Source organism: Rhizobiaceae bacterium, from assembly GCA_023953845.1.
Classification (GTDB): domain Bacteria; phylum Pseudomonadota; class Alphaproteobacteria; order Rhizobiales; family Rhizobiaceae; genus Arvimicrobium.
The window spans coordinates 266,449-287,787 of sequence record JAMLJC010000002.1; the positions used below are offsets into that span (position 1 = coordinate 266,449).

The following is a 21,339-nucleotide window of genomic DNA, read 5'->3' on the forward strand; positions in this document are numbered from 1 at the left end:
GAAGAGGCAGGTTGCGAAAATGGGCCTAATCAGAAGAGCCAAGGGCCTCATCCTCAGAAGCCCGTTGCTGCGGGCGGCCGTCTCAAGGCTGCGCGACCGAGCCGCGGCTGTCGCGGCGCGTCTGGCAGGCGAGCGCAGGATGAACGAGGCCACGCACGGCAGGGTCGAACTCATGGAGCTCGAAATCTATCGGCTGCGCAGCGATCTCAACCGTGCCGTCGCGCAGGCGGCGCGCGAGCGCGACCGCAATCTCGAACTGTGGGAGCGCCTCAGAGCATCGGGTGACCTGCAGGCGTGAAGCGCGGAAGCAAACCCATGTTCAATGTCGCGCCCGTCTCGCCGATGGTGAGCATCGTCATGCCCGTCTACAATGGCGGCGACTATTTCCGGCTGGCGCTCAACAGCGCGCTGAGGCAGGCATACGACAATTTCGAGATCGTCGTGGTCGACGACGGGTCGCAGGATGGCGGCGCGGCGGAGATGATCGCGGCCAGAGGCGGTGCGCGCGTCCGGTACATTCGTCAGGAGAATCAAGGCGTCGCCGGCGCGCTCAATCGCGGTCTTCGGGAGATGCGTGGAGAGTTCTTCTGCTGGCTGAGCCACGACGATCTCTTCGTGCCGCACAAAACGGCGATGCAGGCCGCCTATCACAAGCGCCTCGGCAAGCCGGATGCCGTCCTCTTCTCGGATTACGAACTGATGGACCCGGCGGGAAAGGTCTATCAGCGGATATCCGCCGATCGCGCCCGGCTGATGCGCGCGCCCATGCTGGCGCTGCTCAGTGGTTCCATCAACGGATGCACGCTGTTCGCTCCGGCGGAGGTGATGCGCGCCGTGGGCGAGTTCGATCCGCAATATCGCTACGTACAGGACTACCGGTTCTGGAACAGGCTGCTCCGGGACTACGAGTTCTTCCACCAGCCAGAATCGCTGGTTCACTACCGCATTCACCCCGAACAGGGGTCCAACCATGCCAATGCGGTGATCGAAGGCGACGATCTCTGGATCGACATGATGGGCGACCGTACGGAAGCCGAGCGGGTCCAGATGATGGGCAGTTCGCTGCGCTTCTTCGAGCATATGACGCGCCATCTGGCGGGCTCGCCCTACCGCAAGGCCGAAACCTTCGCCCGGGAGCGCGCCGATTTCTTCCGCGATCACACACCCGTCACGCTGGTCGTGCCCGTCGCGAACGGACAGCAGGCCGACGCAGCCCGGATTCTCGAATGGGCCGAGGCTTCGAGGCATGCTGACCTCGAAGTGCTTGTCGTGACCCGTCGCGGAACCGGCTTCGATCAATCGGGCGAGCGCGGCCGGAAGAATCTCCGCGTCGTGCTGGCGCCGGACGATGCGCATGAGACCGATCTTCTCAACACAGGGTTGGAAGCCAGCCGGGGCGCATATGTCACCTTCGCGCGGCCGGGGAGGCGGCTGCCACGACGTGCGCCCGTGGAGTTCGCGGCGCACATGATGCAGCAGGGCGAGACGGCGATGGTGATCGCGCCGCTCTCGCGCCCGCTGACCAGCATGGATATCGCCATGCGCGTGCCGGGAACGGAGGAGCTGCGGCTCGAAAATCTGGTGATCCATCGTTCCCTTATCGATGGAGGTTATCGCGTCAGGGGTGGCGGCACGCCGCTCGAAAGCTCGGCTGCCTTTGCGGCGTTCTGCCGTCCCGAGCTCGCTGTCTGGCATATCGGGGAATAGATCATGCCGGCGATTTCGGTGATCCTGCCGACATACAACCGCGCCTACTGTCTAGACCGGGCAGTGGGCAGCCTGCTGGCGCAGACGTTCGAGGACTGGGAGCTGATCCTTGTCGATGACGGCTCAACGGATCGGACGTCCGAACTTCGCCGCGAGTTCGCCTCGGTGCTCGGCGCGCGCTATCGCGATCTGGATTCGCAGCGTCGAGGCGCCTCGGGAGCGCGCAACCTTGGCATCGAGGCGGCGCGGGGCGAGTGGATCGCGTTTCTGGACAGCGACGACGTCTGGATTCCCGAGAAGCTGGGGCTGCAACTCGACGCGCTCCACGCAAGTCCGGAGGCAGGCTTCTGCTACACGGATTTCTTCGAGTTCGACGACGCCTACCATATCCTTCATCCGCGACATATCATTCCGGCGGCAATGGAAGGCAGCATCTATCCGCAACTCCTTGAAATTAGGCACAATCTCATCACCTGTCCGTCCGTGATGGCGCGCCGCGACCTCGTGATCGCCAATGGCGGCTTCGATGAGAGCATGAGAGTGTGCGAGGATATCGATCTGTGGACCCGCCTGTCGCGACTGGCTCCGGTGGTCGCGGTGCGCATGCCGCTGACCGGGGTGCATTCCCGGCACGACCAGCGTTTTCCCTATGTCGAAAGCGTGAAGGGACGCGATTTTCTGTACAGGCGGGCGGCGGAGCGAGACGGCGCGTTGACCGGGGGATTTCTCCGAATGCTCTATGACGAGGCGTTCGAAGCGTTTCAGGTCGTCGCGCGGATCAAGGGCGACGTCGCCGAGGCGGCGAGCCTCGAGGCGGCGCGACGGCGGCTGGCGGATCTGAAAGACGATCGTTTCGAAGCCGTGACAGCAATCGTCGATGATCTTGTCGACCGTCTTTCCGCCGCCGGAACCTCAAGATGATCCGTCCGGTCTGCGAACCAACTCAAAGAACACCAGAATGAGCAGTGTCGACCATGCCTAAAATCCTGATTCTCGGCGTTTCCGGCATGCTTGGAAATGCCGCCTACCGCCTGTTTGCGGGTTCCGAGGGATGGACCGTCGCCGGCAGGGCACGCAGTCTCGACGGGCTGGACGCCCTGCCGCGCACGGCGACAGCATCGATCGCGGGGGGGCTGGACATATCCGACGGTGGTCGGCTGAACGAGGAGATCGCCGCCGAGAAGCCCGATCTCGTCCTGAACTGCATCGGCGTCATCAAGCAGCTTTCCGAAGCCAAGGACCCGATCGTTTCTATCGAGATCAACGCGCTGTTTCCGCATCGCCTTGCGAAGATATGCGGCGAAGCGGGCGCACGCCTGGTGCATGTCTCGACCGATTGCGTCTTCAATGGAAAGGGGAGCATGTACCGCGAGACAGATCCTTCGGATGCCGAGGATATGTACGGGAAATCGAAGTATCTCGGCGAAGTCGACTACGATCACGCCATCACGCTCCGGACATCGATCATCGGGCATGAAATCCGCTCGTCCGTCTCGCTTCTCGACTGGTTCCTGAGCCAGCGGGGACCTTCCGTGAAGGGCTACACGCAGGCGATCTTTTCCGGCCTCACCACGCTCGAACTGTCGCGCGTCATCCGCGACGTCGTCGCGCCAAGACCGGAACTGCGCGGCCTCTGGCACGTGGCGTCGGAGCCGATCGACAAGTTCTCGCTGCTCAGGCTGATCGCGGAAGCCTATGGAAAGACGATCGAGATCATTCCCGACTCTGCGGTGAAGATCGATCGATCGCTGAATGCGGAGCGGTTTCGGGAAGCCACGGAGTATGCGCCGCCGGCATGGCCGGAACTGATCCGGCAGATGCGCGCGTTCGGGCGAGGCGGCTAGGACACCGCGAAAGGCAGGGTCGCACGTGCGTTCTGGTCGATGAGGATGCCTGCGTTCAACGGCGGAACGGCGCGCTGCACGCAGTCGCGGCGCTCGCAGATGCGGCAGGAGATGCCGATCGGGTCAAACGCCGCGCGATTCTCGACATCAAGACCATCGGCGTAGACGAAGTCGCCTGCATAGGAGATTTCGCAGCCCAGCGCGATCGCGTAGGAGCGGTTGAGCGCGTGGTAGCCGGCCGTCCGTTTGCGGACCTCGGCGGCGACGGAAAGATAGCGCACGCCGTCCGGCGTTTCGGCGAGCTGTCTTATGATGCGGCCGGGCGCCTCAAAGGCCTGATGCACGTTCCAGAGCGGGCACGCCGCGCCGAAGCGGGCGAATTGCAGCCTCACCGCGCTGTGACGCTTGGTGATGTTGCCGGCGCGGTCGACCGTCGCGAAGAAAACGGGAATCCCTTTCATGCCCGGCCGCTGCAAGGTGGAAAGGCGGTGCGCCGCCTGCTCCATACTGGCGCCGAAACGCGCGGCGAGCAGTTCAAGGTCGTGGCGCAGTTCCTTCGCGGCGGCCATGAATATCTGGTAGGGCAGGACCAGCGCTCCGGCGAAATAGTTCTTCAGACCGATCTTGCAGACCTCGGTCGCCGCCGTCGAACGGAAGGCGGCCCGTCTGGCGATCTCGTCGATCGCCGGCTCCATCTCCAGCGCCGCGATCTGGAACGCCGTCTGGAAGGTGCGGGTCGCGGCAGGCAAATAGGGGTTCAGGAACAGCGTGCGCGAAGAGGCGTCGAAACGCCTGATCATGTCGTCGTCCGGGCGCGCGCGGGTGGTGCGCACGCCGTGCTTTCGTTCCAGATAGTCGGTCAGGGCCGTTCCGGCCTCGCGCTCGGGCAGGGAGAGCGCGTGGGCCAGCTTCTCCGCCGCAACGTCGAGCTCGTGGACATAATTGTCCACGAAATGGAAGAAATCCCGGACTTCCTCGTATGGGCTCGGTTCGGCGACGGACGCGTTGCGGCCGAGCGCATCGTCGAGGCTGACAAGCTGCTCCGTCGCCTTGCGGTAGGCCTGATGGCAGGAGATGAGCGCGCGGGCCAGCGACGGCGCGTTCTGGGTGATCAGTTTCAGTTCCTGAAGGGTCGGCCGATGGCTGTCGAAGACGGAATCCGAAAGCGCTTCCGTCAGGGCCGACAGCATGCGGTCGCCATCGGTCTGCGAAATATCGGCCAGATCGATCTGGAATTTTTCCGCGAGTTCCAGAAGCACGGCGGCAGATACCGGGCGCTGGTTGTTCTCGATCTGGTTGAGATAGCTTGTCGAAATGCCGAGCCGCGAGGCAAACTGTACCTGCGTCAGGCCGCCGGCGAGGCGCAGGTCGCGGACTTTCCGCCCGATGTAGAGTTTAGGAGGAGCCATTTCGCATTTTTGCAAAATCTACTTTGCAATTTTATACACTGCACATGCGCACATTTTCAAGCGTTCCGGCCCGCTTCGACCGGCGATAAGCGGAACGACAAATCGAATGATCAAAAGGACGGAGGAGGCTGATGCGTGCGGTGCTCGACCAGCTGGAAGCGCGGCGCGCCGAGGCACGCCTCGGCGGAGGGCAGAAACGCATCGATGCCCAGCATGCCAAGGGCAAGCTGACGGCGCGCGAGCGGATCGAGGTGCTGCTCGACGAAGGGTCGTTCGAAGAGTTCGACATGTATGTCACCCATCGGGCCACCGATTTCGGCATGGCCAGCCAGAAGGTGCCCGGCGACGGCGTAGTCACCGGCTGGGGCACGATCAACGGCCGGCTCGTCTATGTGTTCAGCCAGGATTTCACCGTGCTTGGCGGTTCGCTGTCGGAGACGCATGCGCAGAAGATCTGCAAGATCATGGACATGGCGGTGAAGAACGGGGCGCCCGTCATCGGCCTCAACGATTCCGGCGGCGCGCGCATCCAGGAAGGCGTGGCGTCCCTTGCCGGATATGCCGAGGTGTTCAAGCGCAATGTCGACGCTTCCGGCATCGTTCCGCAGATCTCGGTCATCATGGGACCGTGCGCGGGCGGTGCGGTCTACTCTCCGGCGATGACCGATTTCATCTTCATGGTGCGCGACTCCTCCTACATGTTTGTCACCGGCCCGGACGTGGTGAAAACCGTCACCAACGAGATCGTCACGGCCGAGGAACTCGGCGGCGCGCGCACGCATACGCAAAAATCCTCCGTCGCCGATGGCGCGTTCGAAAATGATGTCGAGGCGCTGGAGCAGGTGCGCCGGCTGTTCGATTTCCTGCCGCTGAACAACCGCGAGAAGCCGCCGGTGCGGCCGTTCCACGACGACCCTTCGCGGCTGGAGATGCGGCTCGACACGCTGGTGCCGGACAGCGCCAACAAGCCCTACGACATGAAGGAGCTGGTGCTCGCCATTGCCGACGAGGGCGATTTTTTCGAGATCCAGGAAGCGTTCGCGAAGAACATCATCACCGGCTTCCTGCGCATCGAGGGACAGACGGTGGGCGTGGTGGCGAACCAGCCGATGGTGCTGGCCGGCTGTCTCGACATCGATTCCTCTCGCAAGGCTGCGCGCTTCGTGCGCTTCTGCGATGCGTTCTCGATACCGATCCTGACGCTGGTGGACGTGCCCGGATTCCTGCCCGGCACGGCGCAGGAATATGGCGGCGTCATCAAGCACGGCGCCAAGCTTCTCTTCGCCTATAGCCAGGCGACAGTGCCGATGGTGACGCTGATCACGCGCAAGGCCTATGGCGGCGCCTATGACGTGATGGCCTCCAAGCATATCGGCGCGGATGTGAACTATGCCTGGCCGACGGCCGAGATCGCGGTGATGGGCGCCAAGGGCGCGACGGAAATCCTCTACCGGTCCGAACTCGGCGATCCGGAAAAGATCGCGTCGCGCACCAGCGAGTATGAGAGCCGTTTCGCCAATCCTTTCGTGGCGGCCGAACGCGGCTTCATCGACGAGGTGATCATGCCGCATTCCTCACGCCGCCGCATCGCGCGCGCCTTCGCCGCGCTGCGCGGCAAGAGCGCGGAAACGCGCTGGCGCAAGCACGACACCATTCCGTTGTGAGGCGTTTGCATGATGCGCGACGCGCAGAAGCCGGAACTGACGCCGGAGGAGGCGAGGAAGGATCATTGGCGGATGTTGCGCTTCATGGCGCTGAACGCGGCGCTCGGCAGCCTGATCGGCGCGTTGGCGGCCGTGGCGCTGATCCTGCTCGACGTTGGCGGCATCGGCGCCCGCATAGCGAACGCCGCGAACCCGGTCATACCCGTCCTGCTGATCGCCGTCCCGTTCGCCTCGATTTTCGGCGGCGCGATGACGGCGTCCGCCATCATGCTGATGCCCTATGAAAAGCGATACAGAGACTGAAAACGCCGGGACTGGAAAACGCTTGATGTTCAAGAAAATCCTGATAGCCAATCGCGGCGAGATCGCCTGCCGGGTCATCAAGACGGCGAAGAAGCTCGGCATCGCCACGGTCGCCGTCTATTCCGACGCCGACCGCGACGCGCTGCACGTCAAGATGGCGGATGAGGCGGTTCATATCGGCCCGCCGCCTTCGAGCCAGTCCTATATCGTCATAAGCAAGATCGTCGACGCCATCCGGGCGGCCGGCGCGGATGCGGTTCATCCGGGCTACGGCTTCCTCTCGGAGAACGCCAACTTCGCCGAGGCGCTGAAGGCCGAGGGCGTCGCCTTCATCGGTCCGCCGCCGGTCGCCATCGAGGCCATGGGCGACAAGATCACCTCGAAGAAGATAGCGGCCTCCGCCGGCGTCAGCACGGTGCCCGGCCATATGGGGCTGATCGAGGACGCCGAGGAAGCGGCGAAGATCGCCAGCGAGATCGGCTATCCGGTGATGATCAAGGCGTCCGCCGGCGGCGGCGGCAAGGGCATGCGCATCGCCTGGAACGACGCCGAGGCGCGCGAGGGCTTTCAGCTTTCCCGAAACGAGGCCAAATCCTCTTTCGGCGACGACCGCATCTTCATCGAGAAATTCGTCACCCAGCCGCGACATATCGAGATACAGGTTCTGGGCGACCAGCACGGCAACACCGTCTATCTCGGCGAACGCGAATGCTCGATCCAGCGCCGCAACCAGAAGGTGATCGAGGAGGCGCCGTCGCCGTTCCTCGACGCCGCGACGCGCAAGGCGATGGGCGAGCAGGCCGTCGCTCTGGCCAAGGCTGTCGGCTATTATTCCGCCGGCACGGTCGAGTTCATCGTGGACGGCGACCGCAATTTCTATTTCCTCGAAATGAACACGCGGCTTCAGGTCGAGCATCCTGTGACGGAGCTGATCACCGGGCTCGATCTGGTCGAGGAGATGATCCGCGTGGCGGCGGGCGAGACGCTGCGGTTCCGCCAGGAGGATGTGAAGCTGGACGGCTGGGCGATCGAAAGCCGCCTCTATGCCGAAGACCCTTATCGCAACTTCCTGCCCTCCATCGGCCGCCTGACGCGCTACCGGCCTCCCGTCGAGGGGCAGCGCGAAGACGGCACCGTCGTGCGCAACGACACCGGCGTCTTCGAGGGCGGCGAGATCTCGATGCATTACGATCCGATGATCGCCAAGCTCTGCACTTATGCTCCGGGAGAGGGGGCGGCGGCCCGCCTCGCCGCCATCGAGGCCATGGGCCGGGCGCTCGACGACTTCGAGGTGGAGGGCATCGGCCACAACCTGCCGTTCCTTTCGGCGGTCATGCAGCAGGAGCGTTTTCGCGACGGCCGGCTGACCACCGCCTACATTGCGGAGGAATTTCCCGAAGGTTTTGCGGGCGTCGCGCCGGGCGGGAGGGAGGCGAGCGCGCTCGCCGCCGTCGCCGCGTTCGTGCACCTGCGCAGCGAGCGCCGCAATGTCGCCATATCGGGGGCGCTCGACAATCACCGCCGGGTGGTCGGGCAGGACTGGGTGGTAACGCTGGCCGACCGCGAATTCGCGGCACGTATCGAATCCGGCGACGGGCGTGCGAACGTGGCATTCGACGGCGGGGAGACGGCGTGCGTCGAGAGCGACTGGCGGCCCGGCATGAGCCACGCGCACTTCTCGGTCGACGGCCAAAGCCTTGGCGTGAAGGTCTCGCAGTCAGGCAGCGGCTGGCGGCTCAGATGGCGCGGCATGGACGTGGTCGCGCGCGTGCGCAGCCCGCGTGCGGCGGCGCTGGCGCGCCTGATGCCGAAGAAGCTGCCCCCGGACACGTCGAAGCTTCTTTTGTGCCCGATGCCGGGCGTGCTGACCGCCATTGCCGTCAGCGAGGGGCAGACTGTCGAGGCCGGCCAGACGCTCGCCACGGTCGAGGCCATGAAGATGGAGAACGTGCTCAGGGCCGAGCGGCAGGGCGTGGTCAAGAAGATCGGAGCCAAGGTTGGCGCCAGCCTGGCGGTCGACGAGCTGATCATGGAGTTCGACTAGATGGCAGTTGCGATGGGTGCTCAATCGCTGAGAAGAGAAGAGCCGGCAGAAACCGCCGATCTCGCCAACTGGCGTGCTGCTGCTGAGAAGGAGATCAAGCGCGACCCGGACACGCTGGTCTGGCAGACGCCGGAAGGCATTGCAGTCAAGCCGCTCTATACGGCCGCGGATATGGAGGGTAACGCCTATCTCGACAGCCTGCCGGGCCAAAAGCCGTTCCTGCGCGGGCCGCGCGCGACGATGTATGCCGGGCGGCCCTGGACGATCCGGCAATATGCCGGCTTCTCGACCGCCGAGGCGTCCAACGCCTTCTACCGCAAGGCGCTCGCAGCGGGGCAGCAGGGCGTGTCGGTGGCTTTCGATCTCGCGACCCATCGCGGCTACGACAGCGATCACCCGCGCGTGGAAGGCGACGTCGGCAAGGCGGGCGTTGCCATCGATTCCGTCGAGGACATGAAGATCCTGTTCGACGGCATCCCTTTGGAGAAGGTTTCCGTGTCGATGACCATGAACGGCGCGGTGATCCCGATCCTCGCCAGTTTCATCGTCGCGGGTGAGGAGCAAGGGGTCGCGCGCGAAAAACTTTCGGGGACCATCCAGAACGACATCCTGAAGGAGTTCATGGTCCGCAACACCTACATCTACCCGCCCGAGCCCTCGATGCGGATCATCGCCGACATCATCGAGTACACAGCGAAGGAGATGCCGAAGTTCAACTCGATCTCCATCTCCGGCTACCACATGCAGGAGGCGGGCGCGACGCTGGTGCAGGAACTCGCCTTTACGCTGGCGGACGGGCGGGAATATGTGCGGGCCGCGCTCAGGAAAGGGCTCAACGTCGACGATTTCGCCGGGCGGCTCTCCTTCTTCTTCGCAATTGGCATGAACTTCTTCATGGAGGCGGCAAAACTCAGGGCCGCAAGGCTGCTCTGGTCGCGCATCATGGAGGAATTCCAGCCGAAGAAGGCCGAATCCTTCATGCTGCGGACCCATTGCCAGACGTCGGGCGTATCGTTGCAGGAGCAGGACCCGTACAACAACATCGTGCGCACCGCCTTTGAGGCGATGAGCGCGGTGCTTGGCGGCACGCAGTCCTTGCATACCAATTCGTTCGATGAGGCGATCGCGCTGCCGACGGAATTTTCCGCCCGCATCGCGCGCAACACGCAGCTTATCCTGCAGCACGAGACCGGCGTCACGAAGGTCGTCGATCCGCTCGCCGGCTCCTATTTCGTCGAGAGCCTGACAAAGGAGCTGGCAGACGCCGCGTGGAAGCTCATCGAGGAAATCGAGGCGATGGGCGGCATGACGAAAGCCGTGGTCGAGGGCCTGCCGAAGCGGCTCATCGAGGAAGCCGCGACGCGACGGCAGGCGGCGGTCGACCGGGGCGACGAGGTCATCGTCGGCGTCAACAAGTATCGTCTGGAAGAAGAAGACCAGATCGACATTCTGGACATCGATAACAAGGCCGTGCGCGAGTCGCAGGTCAGGCGGCTGGAGCAGATCCGCCGGCAGCGCGACCCGGGGCGCGTCGAGCAGACGCTGGCGGCGCTGACGGACGTCGCGCGCGGCGGCAAGGGGAACATTCTGGAGGCTGCGGTGGAAGCGGCCCGCGCACGGGCAAGCGTAGGCGAAATCTCCGATGCATTGCGCAAGGCTTTCGGCGATCACGCCGCCGTGCCGAAGGTGGTGCGACACGTCTACGGCCCCGCATACAAGGACGAGCCGGAATACGCCACGCTGGTCGAGCGGCTGGAGGCGTGCGCGGAGCGGCTGGGGAGCAAGCCGCGCGTGCTGGTCGCCAAGCTCGGGCAGGACGGCCACGACCGGGGCGCCAAGGTCATCGCGTCCGCCTTCGGCGACATCGGTTTCGACGTCGTCGCCGGCCCGCTGTTCCAGACTCCGGAGGAAGCGGCCGAGACCGCGGTCGCCGCGAAGGTGCACGTCGTCGGCATGTCCTCGCTGGCTGCGGGCCACAAGACGCTGGCGCCGCAACTGGTCGAGGCGCTCAAGGCCGGAGGCGCGGAGAACATCATTGTCGTGGTCGGCGGCGTGGTGCCGCGGCAGGACTATCAGTTTCTCTTCGACCACGGCGTCGCGGCCGTTTTCGGTCCGGGCACCAACGTGCTCGATTCGGCGCGTGCCGTTCTCGATCTCATCGAAGGCAAGAGGCGCAACGCCTGAGAGGTGTGCCGCCGGAGGCCGTGTCGTGATCCATGATTTCTGCGTCGTCGGCGGCGGCATAGTGGGGCTGGCGACGGCGCTGGAACTCCTGCGGCAGCGGCCCGGCGCAAGCCTTCTCCTGCTGGAGAAGGAGGAGCGCGTCGGTTTCCACCAGACCGGTCACAATAGCGGCGTGATCCATGCCGGCATCTACTACGCGCCGGGCAGCCTGAAGGCGAAACTCTGCTTCGAGGGCCTGCATGCCACGAAGGATTTCTGCGACGAGCACGGCATTCCCTACGACACCTGCGGCAAGCTGATCGTCGCCACCAACGAGGTCGAACTGCGCCGCAACGATGCGCTGTTCGAGCGGGCGACGGCGAACGGGCTGAAGCTCAGTCGCGTCGGACCCGAGGAGCTGCGGGAACTGGAGCCGAACATTGCAGGCGTCGGCGCTCTTCTAAGCCCGGAAACGGGTATCGTGAGCTATCTCCGGATCTGCGAGAAGATGGCCGACCTGCTGCGCAAGGCCAGCGCGGAGATACGGCTAGGCGCAGCGGTGACGGGAATCAGGGACGAGCAGGAAAGCGTCACGGTGGTGGCGGGCGACGAATCGTGGCAGGCCCGCCGTCTCGTCTGCTGCGGTGGATTGCAGTCAGATCGGCTTGCGCGGCTGGCCGGCGCGAAGGCGGATTTCCGCATCGTGCCGTTCCGGGGCGAATATTTCGTGCTGCCGCCGTCAAGGAACGACATTGTCAGGCATCTGATCTACCCCGCGCCCGACCCGTCGCTGCCCTTTCTCGGCATCCACCTGACGCGGATGATCGACGGCAGCGTGACGGTCGGTCCGAACGCGGTGCTCGGACTGGCGCGGGAGGGCTATCCCCGCCTTGCTTTCGACGTGCGCGACACGCTCGATCTCGCCACCTATGGCGGTTTCTGGAAGCTCGTCGCGAAGAACTGGCGGCATGCGGCGGGAGAATTGCGCAACTCCATCTGGACGCGCGGCTATCTGCGGGAGTGCCGGAAATACTGCCCCGGTCTGACGCTGGAGGATCTGCGGCCCTATCCCGCCGGCATACGCGCGCAGGCGGTGACGCCCCGAGGCGAGGCGATCCATGATTTTCTGTTCGCCGCGACGCGGCGCACCCTGCATGTCTGCAACGCGCCGTCACCGGCGGCCACGTCCGCCATCCCCATCGCAAGGATGATCGCCGCGAAGATTCTGGCCTGAACAGTATGCCGGGCGGGAGTCATTTCGCCGCGCGGAAAAATGCTCTAGCCTGATGATCGCGGCTTTCCGGTCAAGCGGCCGGGAGGCGCACCGTCGCCTATCGTTGCAAACATCGTCAAGGGGTAAAGCGTGTCGTTGAGGATCGGGTACAAGGCTTCCGCCGAGCAGTTCGCGCCGCGCGATCTGCTGGATTTCGCCGTCGAGACGGAAGCGGCAGGCTTCGACTCCGTCTTCATCAGCGATCATTTCCAGCCGTGGCGGCATACGGGCGGACATGCGCCTTTCGCCATGTCCTGGATGGGCGCGCTCGGCGCGCGGACGTCCCGGGTGCAGATCGGCACCAGCGTGCTGACGCCGACGTTCCGCTACCATCCCTCGATCGTGGCGCAGGCTTTCGGGACGCTGGGTTCGCTGTTTCCGGGGCGCATTATCCTCGGCATCGGCACGGGCGAATCGCTGAACGAGGTGCCCGCCACGCGCACCGAGTGGCCCGAACTCAAGGAGCGCTTTGCCCGCCTGCGGGAGTCGGTCGACCTGATGAACCGCCTGTTCCGGGAGGAGCGGCTGACCTTCGACGGCACCTATTACAAGACCGAGAACGCCACGATCTACGACCGTCCGGACGTTCCGGTGCCGATCTACGTCGCGGGTGCGGGGCCGATGATCGCGAAATTCGCCGGCCGCGTCGCCGACGGTTTCATCTGCACCAGCGGCAAGGCGCCTGAGCTTTACAGCGAGACGCTGCTGCCGAACGTCGCCGCCGGGCTCGATGCGGCGGGCAGGACGCCGGATTCGATCGATCGCATGATCGAGATGAAAGTCTCCTTCGACACCGACCGGCAGCGCGCGCTGGAGGACACGCGGTTCTGGGCGGCTCTGTCGCTGTCGCCGGAGGAGAAGATGTCGGTCGAAGACCCGCTGGAAATGGAGAAGTTGGCCGATAATCTGCCGATCGAGCGCGCCGCCAAGCGCTGGATCGTCACCAACGATCCGGACGAGATGGTCGAGCGCATCCGGCCCTATGTCGATCTTGGCTTCCGGCATCTTGTGTTCCATGCTCCGGGTTCGGACCAGAAACGCTTCATCAGGCTTTTCTCGGAACAGGTGATGCCGAAGCTGCGCAAGACATTCGGCTGAGGGGAAGGCCGGAGGAACCGGCCAGAACGGAGTGAGGACATTGGAATTCGCTATTACATTCAAGGGTTTTGTCGAGGCTGAGCGGGCGCGCTACCTCGTCCGCATGGCCGAATATGCCGGCTTCAAATATTGCTGGTTCTACGATTCCCATATCCTGTGGCGCGACTGCTACGCGGCCATCGCCATGTGCATGGAGCACACCACGGCCATGCGTTTCGGGCCGCTGGTCACCAACCCCGATGTGCGCGACTGGTCCGTCGCGGCTTCCATCTTCGGCTCGCTGTCGAAGCAGAGCGGCGGCCGTTTCGACCTCGGCGTCGGCCGGGGAGATTCCTCGCGGCGCGTCATGGGCTTCAAGCCGGCGACGCTGGCGCGCGTGGCCGAGTTCATACACAAGACCAAGGCGATGGTGCGCGGCGACGAGGTCGTCTACGGCGAATCGCCGGAGCCGGTGAAGTTTCCATGGGCAGTGGGGCACGAGATGCCGGCCTGGATCGCGGCCTACGGGCCGCTGGCGCTGAAGACAGCGGGAGAGCATGCCGACGGCGTCGTGTTGCAGATCGCCGAGCCGGGCTTGTGCAAATGGTTCACCGACCAGTGCATCGAGACGGGCAAGGCGGCCGGCAAGGACATGTCCGGCTTCCGCTCGATGGCGGCCGCGCCGGCCTACTTCGGCCCGAGGGACAAGGCGATCGAGGCGACGAAGTGGTTTCCGGCCATGGTCGGCAACCACGTCGCGGACATTGTCGAGAAATACGGCAAGGATTCCGATCTCGTGCCGAAGAGCCTCACCTCCTATGTGGAGAAGCGGCGCGGCTATGACTATTCGAAGCACGGGCAGAGCGACAATCCGTATCTCGATTTCATCACGCCGGACGTGGTCGAAAGCTTCTGCGTGCTGGGCGAGCCGGAGGAGCACGTCGCCAAGATCAAGGCGCTGCAGAAGGCCGGCGTGACGCAGTTCAACATCTATCTGGACAGCGGCCAGGAAGAAGAGATCATCGCCGGTTACGGCCGCGACGTGATCCCGGCATTTGCGAAGGGGTGAAACGCTGGACGGGCGCGTCGACGCCCGTCACCCATGCCGCGAGCGGCGCGCGGCGTAACGCTCCGCCGCCGCTTCGTTCCTGCGTAGCAGCGGCGTGTTGACGACATCGCTCAGTTCGCCGGCTGCGAAAGCCATGCGGCGGCGCTCCGGCGGCGCGTCGGCGTAGAGCGTCGTGCGTAGGCGTGGCAAGCGGCCGTTGGAACGGATAAGCTCCTCCATCAGCGTCGGCGACATTTCCTGGCCGTGGGAAGCGCCGGCGGCGCGCGAGATGGTCTCGTTCATCAGCGTGCCGCCGAGATCGTTGACGCCGGCGCGCAGCGCCCGCGCCACGCCTTCCGCGCCGAGTTTTACCCAGGACGCCTGGATGTTGGTGATGTGCGGATGGAGAGCCAGCCGCGCCACCGCATGCATCAGCAGCGCCTCGCGGAAGGTCGGGCCGCGCCGCGCTTCGCCCTTGAGATAGATCGGGGCTTCCATATGAACGAAGGGCAGGGGGACGAACTCGGTGAAGCCGCCCGTCTCCTTCTGCAAATCGCGGATGCGCATGATATGTCGCGCCCAGTGGACCGGCCGCTCGATATGGCCGAACATGATGGTTGCCGTGCTTCTCAGGCCCACGCGGTGCGCCGCGCGCATGACCTCAAGCCACTCGCCGGTGCGCACCTTGTCGGCGCATAAGATGTCGCGCACTTCATCGTCGAGGATTTCCGCCGCCGTACCCGGCAGGCTGCTGAGGCCGGCCTTGCGCAGTTCGGTCAGGAACTCCTCCAGCGAGACGCCGAGAGTCTGCGTGCCGTGCCAGACTTCCAGCGGCGAGAAGGCGTGAACGTGCATGTCCGGCGCGGCCGTTTTCACCGCGCGGCAGATGTCGAGATAGGTTTCGCCCGTATAGTCCGGATGGATGCCGCCCTGCATGCAGACCTCGGTCGCGCCGCGCGCCCAAGCTTCGCGGGTGCGGCGCTCGATCTCGTCGAGGCTGAGATCGTATGGCGTGCCGCGCAGATTTTCGGACAGCTTGCCCTTGGAGAAGGCGCAGAACCTGCACTTGTAGGAGCAGACATTGGTGTAGTTGATGTTGCGCGTGACGACATAGCTCACCGTGTCGGCGTTGACGGCGGCGCGCAGTTCGTCCGCCGCGCGGCAGACGGCGAGGAGGTCGCCACCACGCGCCTCGAACAGACCGACAATTTCCCTTTCGCCAAGTGAAGCGCCGGACTGCGCACGATCGAGGAGCCGCGACAACGGCCCGGTAATCGCCGGCGTGGCGGGCGTGTCGAAAACCTTCGTCCATTGCGGCAGGCTTTCCGCACGACCCGGCGACCAGTCATCTGAACGCACGAAACCATCGGAGTCGACGGCTTCCAGCACGGGCGTGCGGAACGCCGGCTCCAGCCATTTTTTCGCGTCCTTGAGATGCGACGGATAGATCGGCAGGCGCTGCACCAGATGCTTGCCGGCCGTCTCGGTCGCGCGTTCAAGAATGTCGAGATGCGGCCATGGCGCTTCCGGGTTGACGTAGTCGGGGGTGACCGGGGATACGCCGCCCCAGTCGTTGATGCCGGCTCCGATGAAGCGGCTGAGCGTGCCGCGCGCAAGGTTCGGCGGCGCCTGGATGCTCATCGTCGGGCCGAACACCAGACGCGCCACTGCGATCGTCCAGAGGTGGTCGTCGAGATCGGGCTCGGGGGCCGCGCTCATGCGCGTGCCGTCCTTGGCGCTGAAATTCTGGACGATGATTTCCTGGATGTGGCCGTATTCGTCGTTGATGTCGCGCAGCGCCAGCATGGCCTCGATGCGCTCCAGCCGCGTTTCGCCGATGCCGATCAGCAGCCCGGAAGTGAAGGGCACGGCGGCCTCGCCGGCGAGACGGATCGTTTCAAGGCGGGCGGCGGGCACTTTGTCCGGCGAGCCGAAATGCGGCCCGCCGCGCTCGCTCAGCCGCTCGCTGATGGTTTCGAGCATGATGCCCATCGAAGCGGAAACGGTTTTCAGCCGTTTCAGATCGTCCAGTCCCATCAGGCCGGGATTGAGATGCGGCATCAGGCCGGTTTCGGTAAAGGTTCTCCCCGCCGCTTCCAGAAGATAGTCGAGCGTGGAGGCATGGCTGAGTTCCGCCAGCGCCTCGCGCGCGGCGCGATAGCGCATCTCCGGCTTGTCGCCGAGGGTGAAGAGCGCTTCCGTGCAGCCCGCCGCTGCGCCACGCCGCGCGATCTCCAGCACCTGTTCCATGGAGAGATAGGCAGCCTCGCCACGCTTCGGCGGATGGGCGAAGGTGCAGTAGTGGCAGACGTCGCGGCACAGATGGGTGAGCGGAATGAAGACTTTTCGCGAATAGGACACTGCGGAGCCGAAACCCTGATCGCGGATTTCGGCGGCGGTTTCGAGAAGCCGCGCGTCGAGGTCCACCGAAGCGAGCGAAAGCGCCTCGTCATGGGTAAGCGTATGGCCGGATGCCGCGCGGGCGAGGATGTCAGGCTTCATGCGTCGTCATTCCTGCGGCCGACGCTGCGGTCTCTTTCAGGTTCAGTCCGGAGAGATAGCCGTGCGTCAACGTCTGCGAGTTCCTCGACAGCATTGCACCGAGATCGGCGGGTCTGTCGATATCCAAAGCGAGTCGGGGGAGCAACGGCAGCATGGGCTCAATTCCCGCCTTGCGCGCCAGTGCGCAATGACGGGCAAAGCTGTCTGGCCCGAAGGAGAAGGACAGCAGATCGGGCGGCGAGCAGGCGAGGGCGTTCGAGCCGCCGTCAGAATCCGCCCGCGCAATGGTGACGGCGGGGTTGCCGTTGTGACCTTCGAGCATGGCTTCGATGTCGGCCGGCGTGACGAGAGGCACATCGCCGGGAAGGATGAGGACGCCGGTTGCGCCGAGCCGCGAGGCAGTTGCCATCGCACCGGCGAGTGCTGCGTTCAGGCCGCTTTCCATTTTCTCAGCCAGCACAGTCGCACCTTCCCGTCTCGCAAGCGCGGCAATCTCCTCATCCGCCGTCACCACAGCGACGCCGGAGAGGCGCGGTGTCGCCAGCGCAGCGCGGATGACATCGGTTGCCATGATGCGGACCAGCATCTCCCGCTGGCCTTCGGAGAGTGCGGCCGAAAGCCGCCGCTTGGCATCCTTCAGCCGCTTTACCGGGATAAGGCACCAGATGCCGGCATCGCTCAAGGGGCGTCTCCGGCCTTGAGCGAATGCGCGAAATCGAGCACGGCGCGGGCGAGCCGCTCCTTGTCCTCAACCGTGTGCATGACGGTTCCGGTTGCCAGCACCGGCAGATCGAGTGTGGCTGCCTCAGCGGCGTCGGATGCATCGATGACGAGGCCATCGACAAGCCCGCGATAATGTTCGGCAACGGACGCCGTGGTGACCGGCAAATTCAGCTCGCGCATGATCTTGGCCGTCGGACCCTTGACGGCCGCGCCGCCGACGATCGGAGAGACCGCGATGACCGGCGCGGGAGCCGAGGCCAGCGCCTCGCGCAGGCCGGGCAGCGCCAACAGGGGATCGACGCTGAGATACGGATTCGAAGGGCAGATCACGATCGCCGCCAATGACGAATCGGCGAGGGCTTGCATCAGCACCGGATGCGGACGCGCGTCCGCCACGCCCTCAAAGGCGATGCCGCGCACTTCAGGCGCGCACTGGCGTTCGACGAAATAGCGCTGGAAGTCGAGATCGCCTTCCGGGGTGCTGACCTTCGTGCGAACGGGATCGTCGCTCATCGGCAGCAGATGCGCCTCGATGCCGAGGCGTGCCGCGAAACCGGCGGTGATTTTGGAAAGGCTCCGGCCTTCCTTCAACTGCATTGTGCGCAGCACATGGGTAGCGAGATCGCGGTCGCCGAGATTGAACCACTTCTCGCCGCCCAGCCTGCCGAGGGCGGCCATGAAGTTCCAGCTTTCTCCCGCAAGGCCCCAGCCGCGTTCCGTGTCGTTCAGGCCGGCCAGCGTGTAAGTGACGGTGTCGATGTCGGGCGAGACATGCAGGCCGAGATGCTCGAAATCGTCGCCCGTGTTGATCGCGACCGTCAGCCTGCCGGGTGCGAGGACCCGGTAGAGGCCGAGCGCGAGTTTGGCGCCGCCGACGCCGCCGCAAAGCGCCAGAACTCTCGCGTCCGTCCTCTCGGAGGCTGGTGCGTTGCTGCGGTCGATCACGTCCTAACTCCGGAAAATGTCCTGATGCTTCGGCCGCAGCAGGGCGCTGGCCGGAGCGGGAGCCTGCCGCCAAGACAGGCCGCGCAGCAGCACGGCGGGGCGTCCCTGCGAAGCCTGCCCCATGAGCAGGCCGGCGGCGGCGGCGATCTCGTCGGCGAACGCGATCTGGGTTACCCTGAGCGCACGACCGAAGAGGTCCGGCTCTCCGACGCAATCGACCACGGCGGGCAGGCCGGCCGCGCCGAGCGCGACGCCGGTCACGCCGATGCGCCACGGCCTTCCGAAACTGTCGCTCATCACCACGCCCACCTCGACACCGAAGTGCCGATATATATGTGCGCGCATCGTCTCGCACCATGCATCCGGCGCTTCCGGGAGAAGCAACACCTGTTCGTCATCCGGTTCCTGCTCGACATTCGACTGATCGACGCCGGCATTGGCCATGATGAACCCCAGCCGGTGGACGACGATCAGCACGCCCGGACGGGCCGCTATGATCTCGGTCGACTCGGACAGGATCACTTCGACGTGACGGGGGTCTTTCTGCACCAGCGCCGCCAGTTCGACGGCGCGCGGCGACGGCACGACATCGGCAAGACGCACATAGCGTCCCTGCGATTTGGAGACGATCTTCTGGGCGACGACCAGCACGTCGTGCGCGCATGGCTCCAGCCCGTTGCCCGCCATAGCCTCGACGAGCAGGGCAGGCAGGTCCTCGCCCGGCGAAACGAGCGGCAGGCCGGGTAAGGCGACGAGGCTGAGACCGTCAGGATTCAAGGTTCGGACACCGTGGAATGGCTTCGGCCCGGACCTTCGGCGCAAGCCCGGTCCGGCGGATAGAGGGGCCATGCAATAGCCCATGTGCGACGGCTTGTCATATCCCGCGCGGCGAATGCCGTTGCGCCAGCGCTGTGTTACCGCTTCGCGTCCTCAAGGATCATTGCCGCGCCTTTCTCGGCGATCATGATCGTGGGCGAATTGGTGTTGCCCGACGTGATGGTCGGCATGATCGAGGCATCGACGACGCGCAATCCATCGACCCCGCGAACCCGCAGGCGGCCGTCGAGCACGGCCTCGCGATCGTGATCGGCGCCCATGCGCGCCGTGCCGACCGGATGGAATATCGTCGTGCCGAGATTGCCGGCGGCCACCGTCAAATCCTCGTCGGAAACGATGTGGGCGCCCGGCTTGTGTTCCTCCGGCCTGTAGGCGGCGAGGGCCGGCTGCGAGACTATCTTTCGCGCCCATTTCAGCGATTCGACGGCGACGCGACGATCTTCCTCCGTTGAGAGGTAGTTTGGCCGTATGTCCGGGGTATCCGTGGCTTCCGGTCCGGAAACATGGATCGAGCCGCGACTCGAGGGGCGGAGATTGCAGACGCTGGCCGTGAAGGCCTGGAAGGGATGCAATCCGTCGCCCCAATTGTCGAGCGAAAGCGGCTGGAAATGGAACTCGAGATTCGCCGTCTCGTATTCCGGCGAGGACTTCACGAAGGCGCCCATCTGCGACGGGGCCATGGTCAGCGGGCCGCGCCGCCGCAGAGCATAGTCGACACCCATCATCGCGCGGCGGAAGAGATTTCCGTAATCGCCGTTGAGCGTGCGGATGCCGCTGACCTTGTAGACGGGGCGGATTTGCAGATGATCCTGAAGGTTCTTGCCGACGCCACGCGATTCGACCACCGGTTCGATGCCGTGCGCCTTCAGGATCGCCGGATCGCCGATGCCCGACCTTTCGAGGATGAGCGGCGAGGCGACGGTGCCCGAGGAGAGCACGATCTCACCGGCGCGCGCGCGGAACGCCTTGCCATCCTTGTGATAGATCAGCGCCGCGGCACGGCCTTCCACAAGCTCGACGCGGTCGACATGTGCGCCCGTTTCGACGCGCAGGTTGGGGCGGCCGAGCGCGGGCTTCAAAAAACCGCGCGCCGCGCTCCAGCGCCGCCCACGCTTCTGGTTCACCTGGAAATAGGACGAGCCGGTGTTGTCGCCGGTGTTGAAGTCGGCGATCTTCGGCACGCCGGCCTGCTCGGCGGCGTCGCGAAGGCGGTCCAGTATGTCCCAGCGGATGCGCGGATTCTCGACGCGCCACTCGCCGCCGGATTTATGGAATGCGTTCTGCGGGTTTTCGTGATCCTCATGCCTCAGGAAGTAGGGCAGAACATCGCCCCAGCCCCAGCCGGTCAGACCCATCTGCCGCCAGCCGTCGTAGTCGCGAGCTTGCCCGCGCATGTAGATCATGGCGTTGATGGCGGACGAGCCGCCCAGCACCTTGCCGCGTGGATAGGCGAGCTGCCGGCCGTTCAACCCCGGTTCGACCGCCGTTTTGAACATCCAGTCGGCGCGGGGGTTGCCGATGGCGAAGAGGTAGCCGACGGGGATGTGAAACCAGATCCAGTTGTCCTTGCCGCCGCCTTCCAGCAGCAGCACGCGCTTCGACGGATCGGCGGAAAGGCGGTTCGCCAGCACGCAGCCAGCCGAACCCGCGCCAGCGATGATGTAGTTGTATTGTCCCGCGTCTTCCATCGAAGTCATCATCCCGACCAAGCCTGCTCTTATACACGGGCAGCATCGATGTCAGCCACCGACCGTCGGGACCCGCCGGCATTCAGGCAGAGCGCCGGTCCTCGTGTGTCGG

17 protein-coding genes are annotated in these 21,339 nt (G+C 64.8%); 11 read left to right on the plus strand and 6 right to left on the minus strand.

Features of this window, described 5'->3' with window-relative positions:
- Positions 1-19: 19 nt before the first annotated feature.
- From M9955_23375 to M9955_23390, 4 genes are read left to right on the plus strand one after another with little or no spacing between them, the layout of a single operon-like run.
- Complete coding sequence (locus M9955_23375) at positions 20-298, plus strand: hypothetical protein (protein MCO5084586.1); 279 nt, start codon at positions 20-22, stop codon at positions 296-298.
- A 17-nt stretch (positions 299-315) separates the two neighbouring features.
- Positions 316-1,707 (plus strand): glycosyltransferase, encoded by a 1,392-nt coding sequence (locus M9955_23380; GenBank protein MCO5084587.1) that lies wholly within the window; start codon positions 316-318, stop codon positions 1,705-1,707.
- A 3-nt stretch (positions 1,708-1,710) separates the two neighbouring features.
- Positions 1,711-2,628 carry a glycosyltransferase gene (locus tag M9955_23385; protein MCO5084588.1) on the plus strand — a complete coding sequence of 306 codons (918 nt, stop codon included), beginning with the start codon at positions 1,711-1,713 and terminating at the stop codon, positions 2,626-2,628.
- Between the two features lie 53 nt (positions 2,629-2,681).
- Positions 2,682-3,551, plus strand: a complete 870-nt coding sequence (locus M9955_23390; protein MCO5084589.1) for an SDR family oxidoreductase — start codon at positions 2,682-2,684, stop codon at positions 3,549-3,551.
- Here the strand turns inward: M9955_23390 and M9955_23395 are convergent.
- The gene (locus M9955_23395) at positions 3,548-4,960 is read right to left on the minus strand and encodes a short-chain fatty acyl-CoA regulator family protein (GenBank protein ID MCO5084590.1); all 1,413 of its coding nucleotides are present in this window, start codon (positions 4,958-4,960) and stop codon (positions 3,548-3,550) included. The genes M9955_23390 and M9955_23395 overlap by 4 nt on opposite strands.
- Positions 4,961-5,091: 131 nt before the next feature.
- On the opposite strand from M9955_23395, the gene M9955_23400 reads away from it, so the two are divergent.
- The 7 genes from M9955_23400 to M9955_23430 all read left to right on the plus strand — a co-directional run bounded on the left by M9955_23400 (position 5,092) and on the right by M9955_23430 (position 14,553).
- Positions 5,092-6,624 (plus strand): acyl-CoA carboxylase subunit beta, encoded by a 1,533-nt coding sequence (locus M9955_23400; GenBank protein MCO5084591.1) that lies wholly within the window; start codon positions 5,092-5,094, stop codon positions 6,622-6,624.
- A gap of 9 nt (positions 6,625-6,633) precedes the next feature.
- Positions 6,634-6,927, plus strand: a complete 294-nt coding sequence (locus M9955_23405) for a hypothetical protein (protein ID MCO5084592.1) — start codon at positions 6,634-6,636, stop codon at positions 6,925-6,927.
- A 25-nt stretch (positions 6,928-6,952) separates the two neighbouring features.
- Positions 6,953-8,971: an acetyl/propionyl/methylcrotonyl-CoA carboxylase subunit alpha gene (locus tag M9955_23410; GenBank protein MCO5084593.1), complete on the plus strand. Its 2,019-nt coding sequence runs from the start codon at positions 6,953-6,955 to the stop codon at positions 8,969-8,971.
- A gap of 12 nt (positions 8,972-8,983) precedes the next feature.
- A complete protein-coding gene (gene scpA / locus M9955_23415) occupies positions 8,984-11,155 on the plus strand; it encodes a methylmalonyl-CoA mutase (GenBank protein MCO5084594.1) in 2,172 nt (723 codons plus the stop codon).
- A 25-nt stretch (positions 11,156-11,180) separates the two neighbouring features.
- Positions 11,181-12,368 (plus strand): L-2-hydroxyglutarate oxidase, encoded by a 1,188-nt coding sequence (gene lhgO, locus M9955_23420; protein MCO5084595.1) that lies wholly within the window; start codon positions 11,181-11,183, stop codon positions 12,366-12,368.
- A 129-nt stretch (positions 12,369-12,497) separates the two neighbouring features.
- Positions 12,498-13,505, plus strand: a complete 1,008-nt coding sequence (gene fgd, locus M9955_23425) for a glucose-6-phosphate dehydrogenase (coenzyme-F420) (protein ID MCO5084596.1) — start codon at positions 12,498-12,500, stop codon at positions 13,503-13,505.
- A gap of 40 nt (positions 13,506-13,545) precedes the next feature.
- A complete protein-coding gene (locus M9955_23430) occupies positions 13,546-14,553 on the plus strand; it encodes a TIGR03842 family LLM class F420-dependent oxidoreductase (GenBank protein ID MCO5084597.1) in 1,008 nt (335 codons plus the stop codon).
- A 27-nt stretch (positions 14,554-14,580) separates the two neighbouring features.
- Here the strand turns inward: M9955_23430 and cofH are convergent, their stop codons facing one another.
- The 5 genes from cofH to M9955_23455 form a co-directional block, all read right to left on the minus strand.
- Entirely contained in the window at positions 14,581-17,034 is a 2,454-nt protein-coding gene (gene cofH / locus M9955_23435) for a 5-amino-6-(D-ribitylamino)uracil--L-tyrosine 4-hydroxyphenyl transferase CofH (GenBank protein MCO5084598.1), read from the minus strand.
- The gene (gene cofC, locus M9955_23440) at positions 17,024-17,716 is read right to left on the minus strand and encodes a 2-phospho-L-lactate guanylyltransferase (GenBank protein MCO5084599.1); all 693 of its coding nucleotides are present in this window, start codon (positions 17,714-17,716) and stop codon (positions 17,024-17,026) included. The genes cofH and cofC overlap by 11 nt, the downstream gene beginning before the upstream one ends.
- Positions 17,713-18,702 carry a 2-phospho-L-lactate transferase gene (gene cofD, locus M9955_23445; protein MCO5084600.1) on the minus strand — a complete coding sequence of 330 codons (990 nt, stop codon included), beginning with the start codon at positions 18,700-18,702 and terminating at the stop codon, positions 17,713-17,715. The genes cofC and cofD overlap by 4 nt, the downstream gene beginning before the upstream one ends.
- A gap of 3 nt (positions 18,703-18,705) precedes the next feature.
- Positions 18,706-19,479, minus strand: a complete 774-nt coding sequence (gene cofE / locus M9955_23450; GenBank protein ID MCO5084601.1) for a coenzyme F420-0:L-glutamate ligase — start codon at positions 19,477-19,479, stop codon at positions 18,706-18,708.
- A gap of 137 nt (positions 19,480-19,616) precedes the next feature.
- Positions 19,617-21,236 carry a GMC family oxidoreductase N-terminal domain-containing protein gene (locus M9955_23455; protein ID MCO5084602.1) on the minus strand — a complete coding sequence of 540 codons (1,620 nt, stop codon included), beginning with the start codon at positions 21,234-21,236 and terminating at the stop codon, positions 19,617-19,619.
- Positions 21,237-21,339: the final 103 nt, after the last annotated feature.

Bases quoted from the DNA above. Each gene is read 5' to 3' on its own strand.
- scpA (MCO5084594.1), top strand. From the start codon at position 8,984: ATGGGTGCTCAATCGCTGAGAAGAGAAGAGCCGGCAGAAACCGCCGAT.
- M9955_23410 (MCO5084593.1), top strand. From the start codon at position 6,953: ATGTTCAAGAAAATCCTGATAGCCAATCGCGGCGAGATCGCCTGCCGG.
- M9955_23405 (MCO5084592.1), top strand. From the start codon at position 6,634: ATGATGCGCGACGCGCAGAAGCCGGAACTGACGCCGGAGGAGGCGAGG.
- cofH (MCO5084598.1), bottom strand. From the start codon at position 17,034: ATGAAGCCTGACATCCTCGCCCGCGCGGCATCCGGCCATACGCTTACC.
- M9955_23455 (MCO5084602.1), bottom strand. From the start codon at position 21,236: ATGACTTCGATGGAAGACGCGGGACAATACAACTACATCATCGCTGGC.
- M9955_23385 (MCO5084588.1), top strand. From the start codon at position 1,711: ATGCCGGCGATTTCGGTGATCCTGCCGACATACAACCGCGCCTACTGT.
- M9955_23375 (MCO5084586.1), top strand. From the start codon at position 20: ATGGGCCTAATCAGAAGAGCCAAGGGCCTCATCCTCAGAAGCCCGTTG.
- M9955_23390 (MCO5084589.1), top strand. From the start codon at position 2,682: ATGCCTAAAATCCTGATTCTCGGCGTTTCCGGCATGCTTGGAAATGCC.
- M9955_23380 (MCO5084587.1), top strand. From the start codon at position 316: ATGTTCAATGTCGCGCCCGTCTCGCCGATGGTGAGCATCGTCATGCCC.
- M9955_23400 (MCO5084591.1), top strand. From the start codon at position 5,092: ATGCGTGCGGTGCTCGACCAGCTGGAAGCGCGGCGCGCCGAGGCACGC.
- M9955_23395 (MCO5084590.1), bottom strand. From the start codon at position 4,960: ATGGCTCCTCCTAAACTCTACATCGGGCGGAAAGTCCGCGACCTGCGC.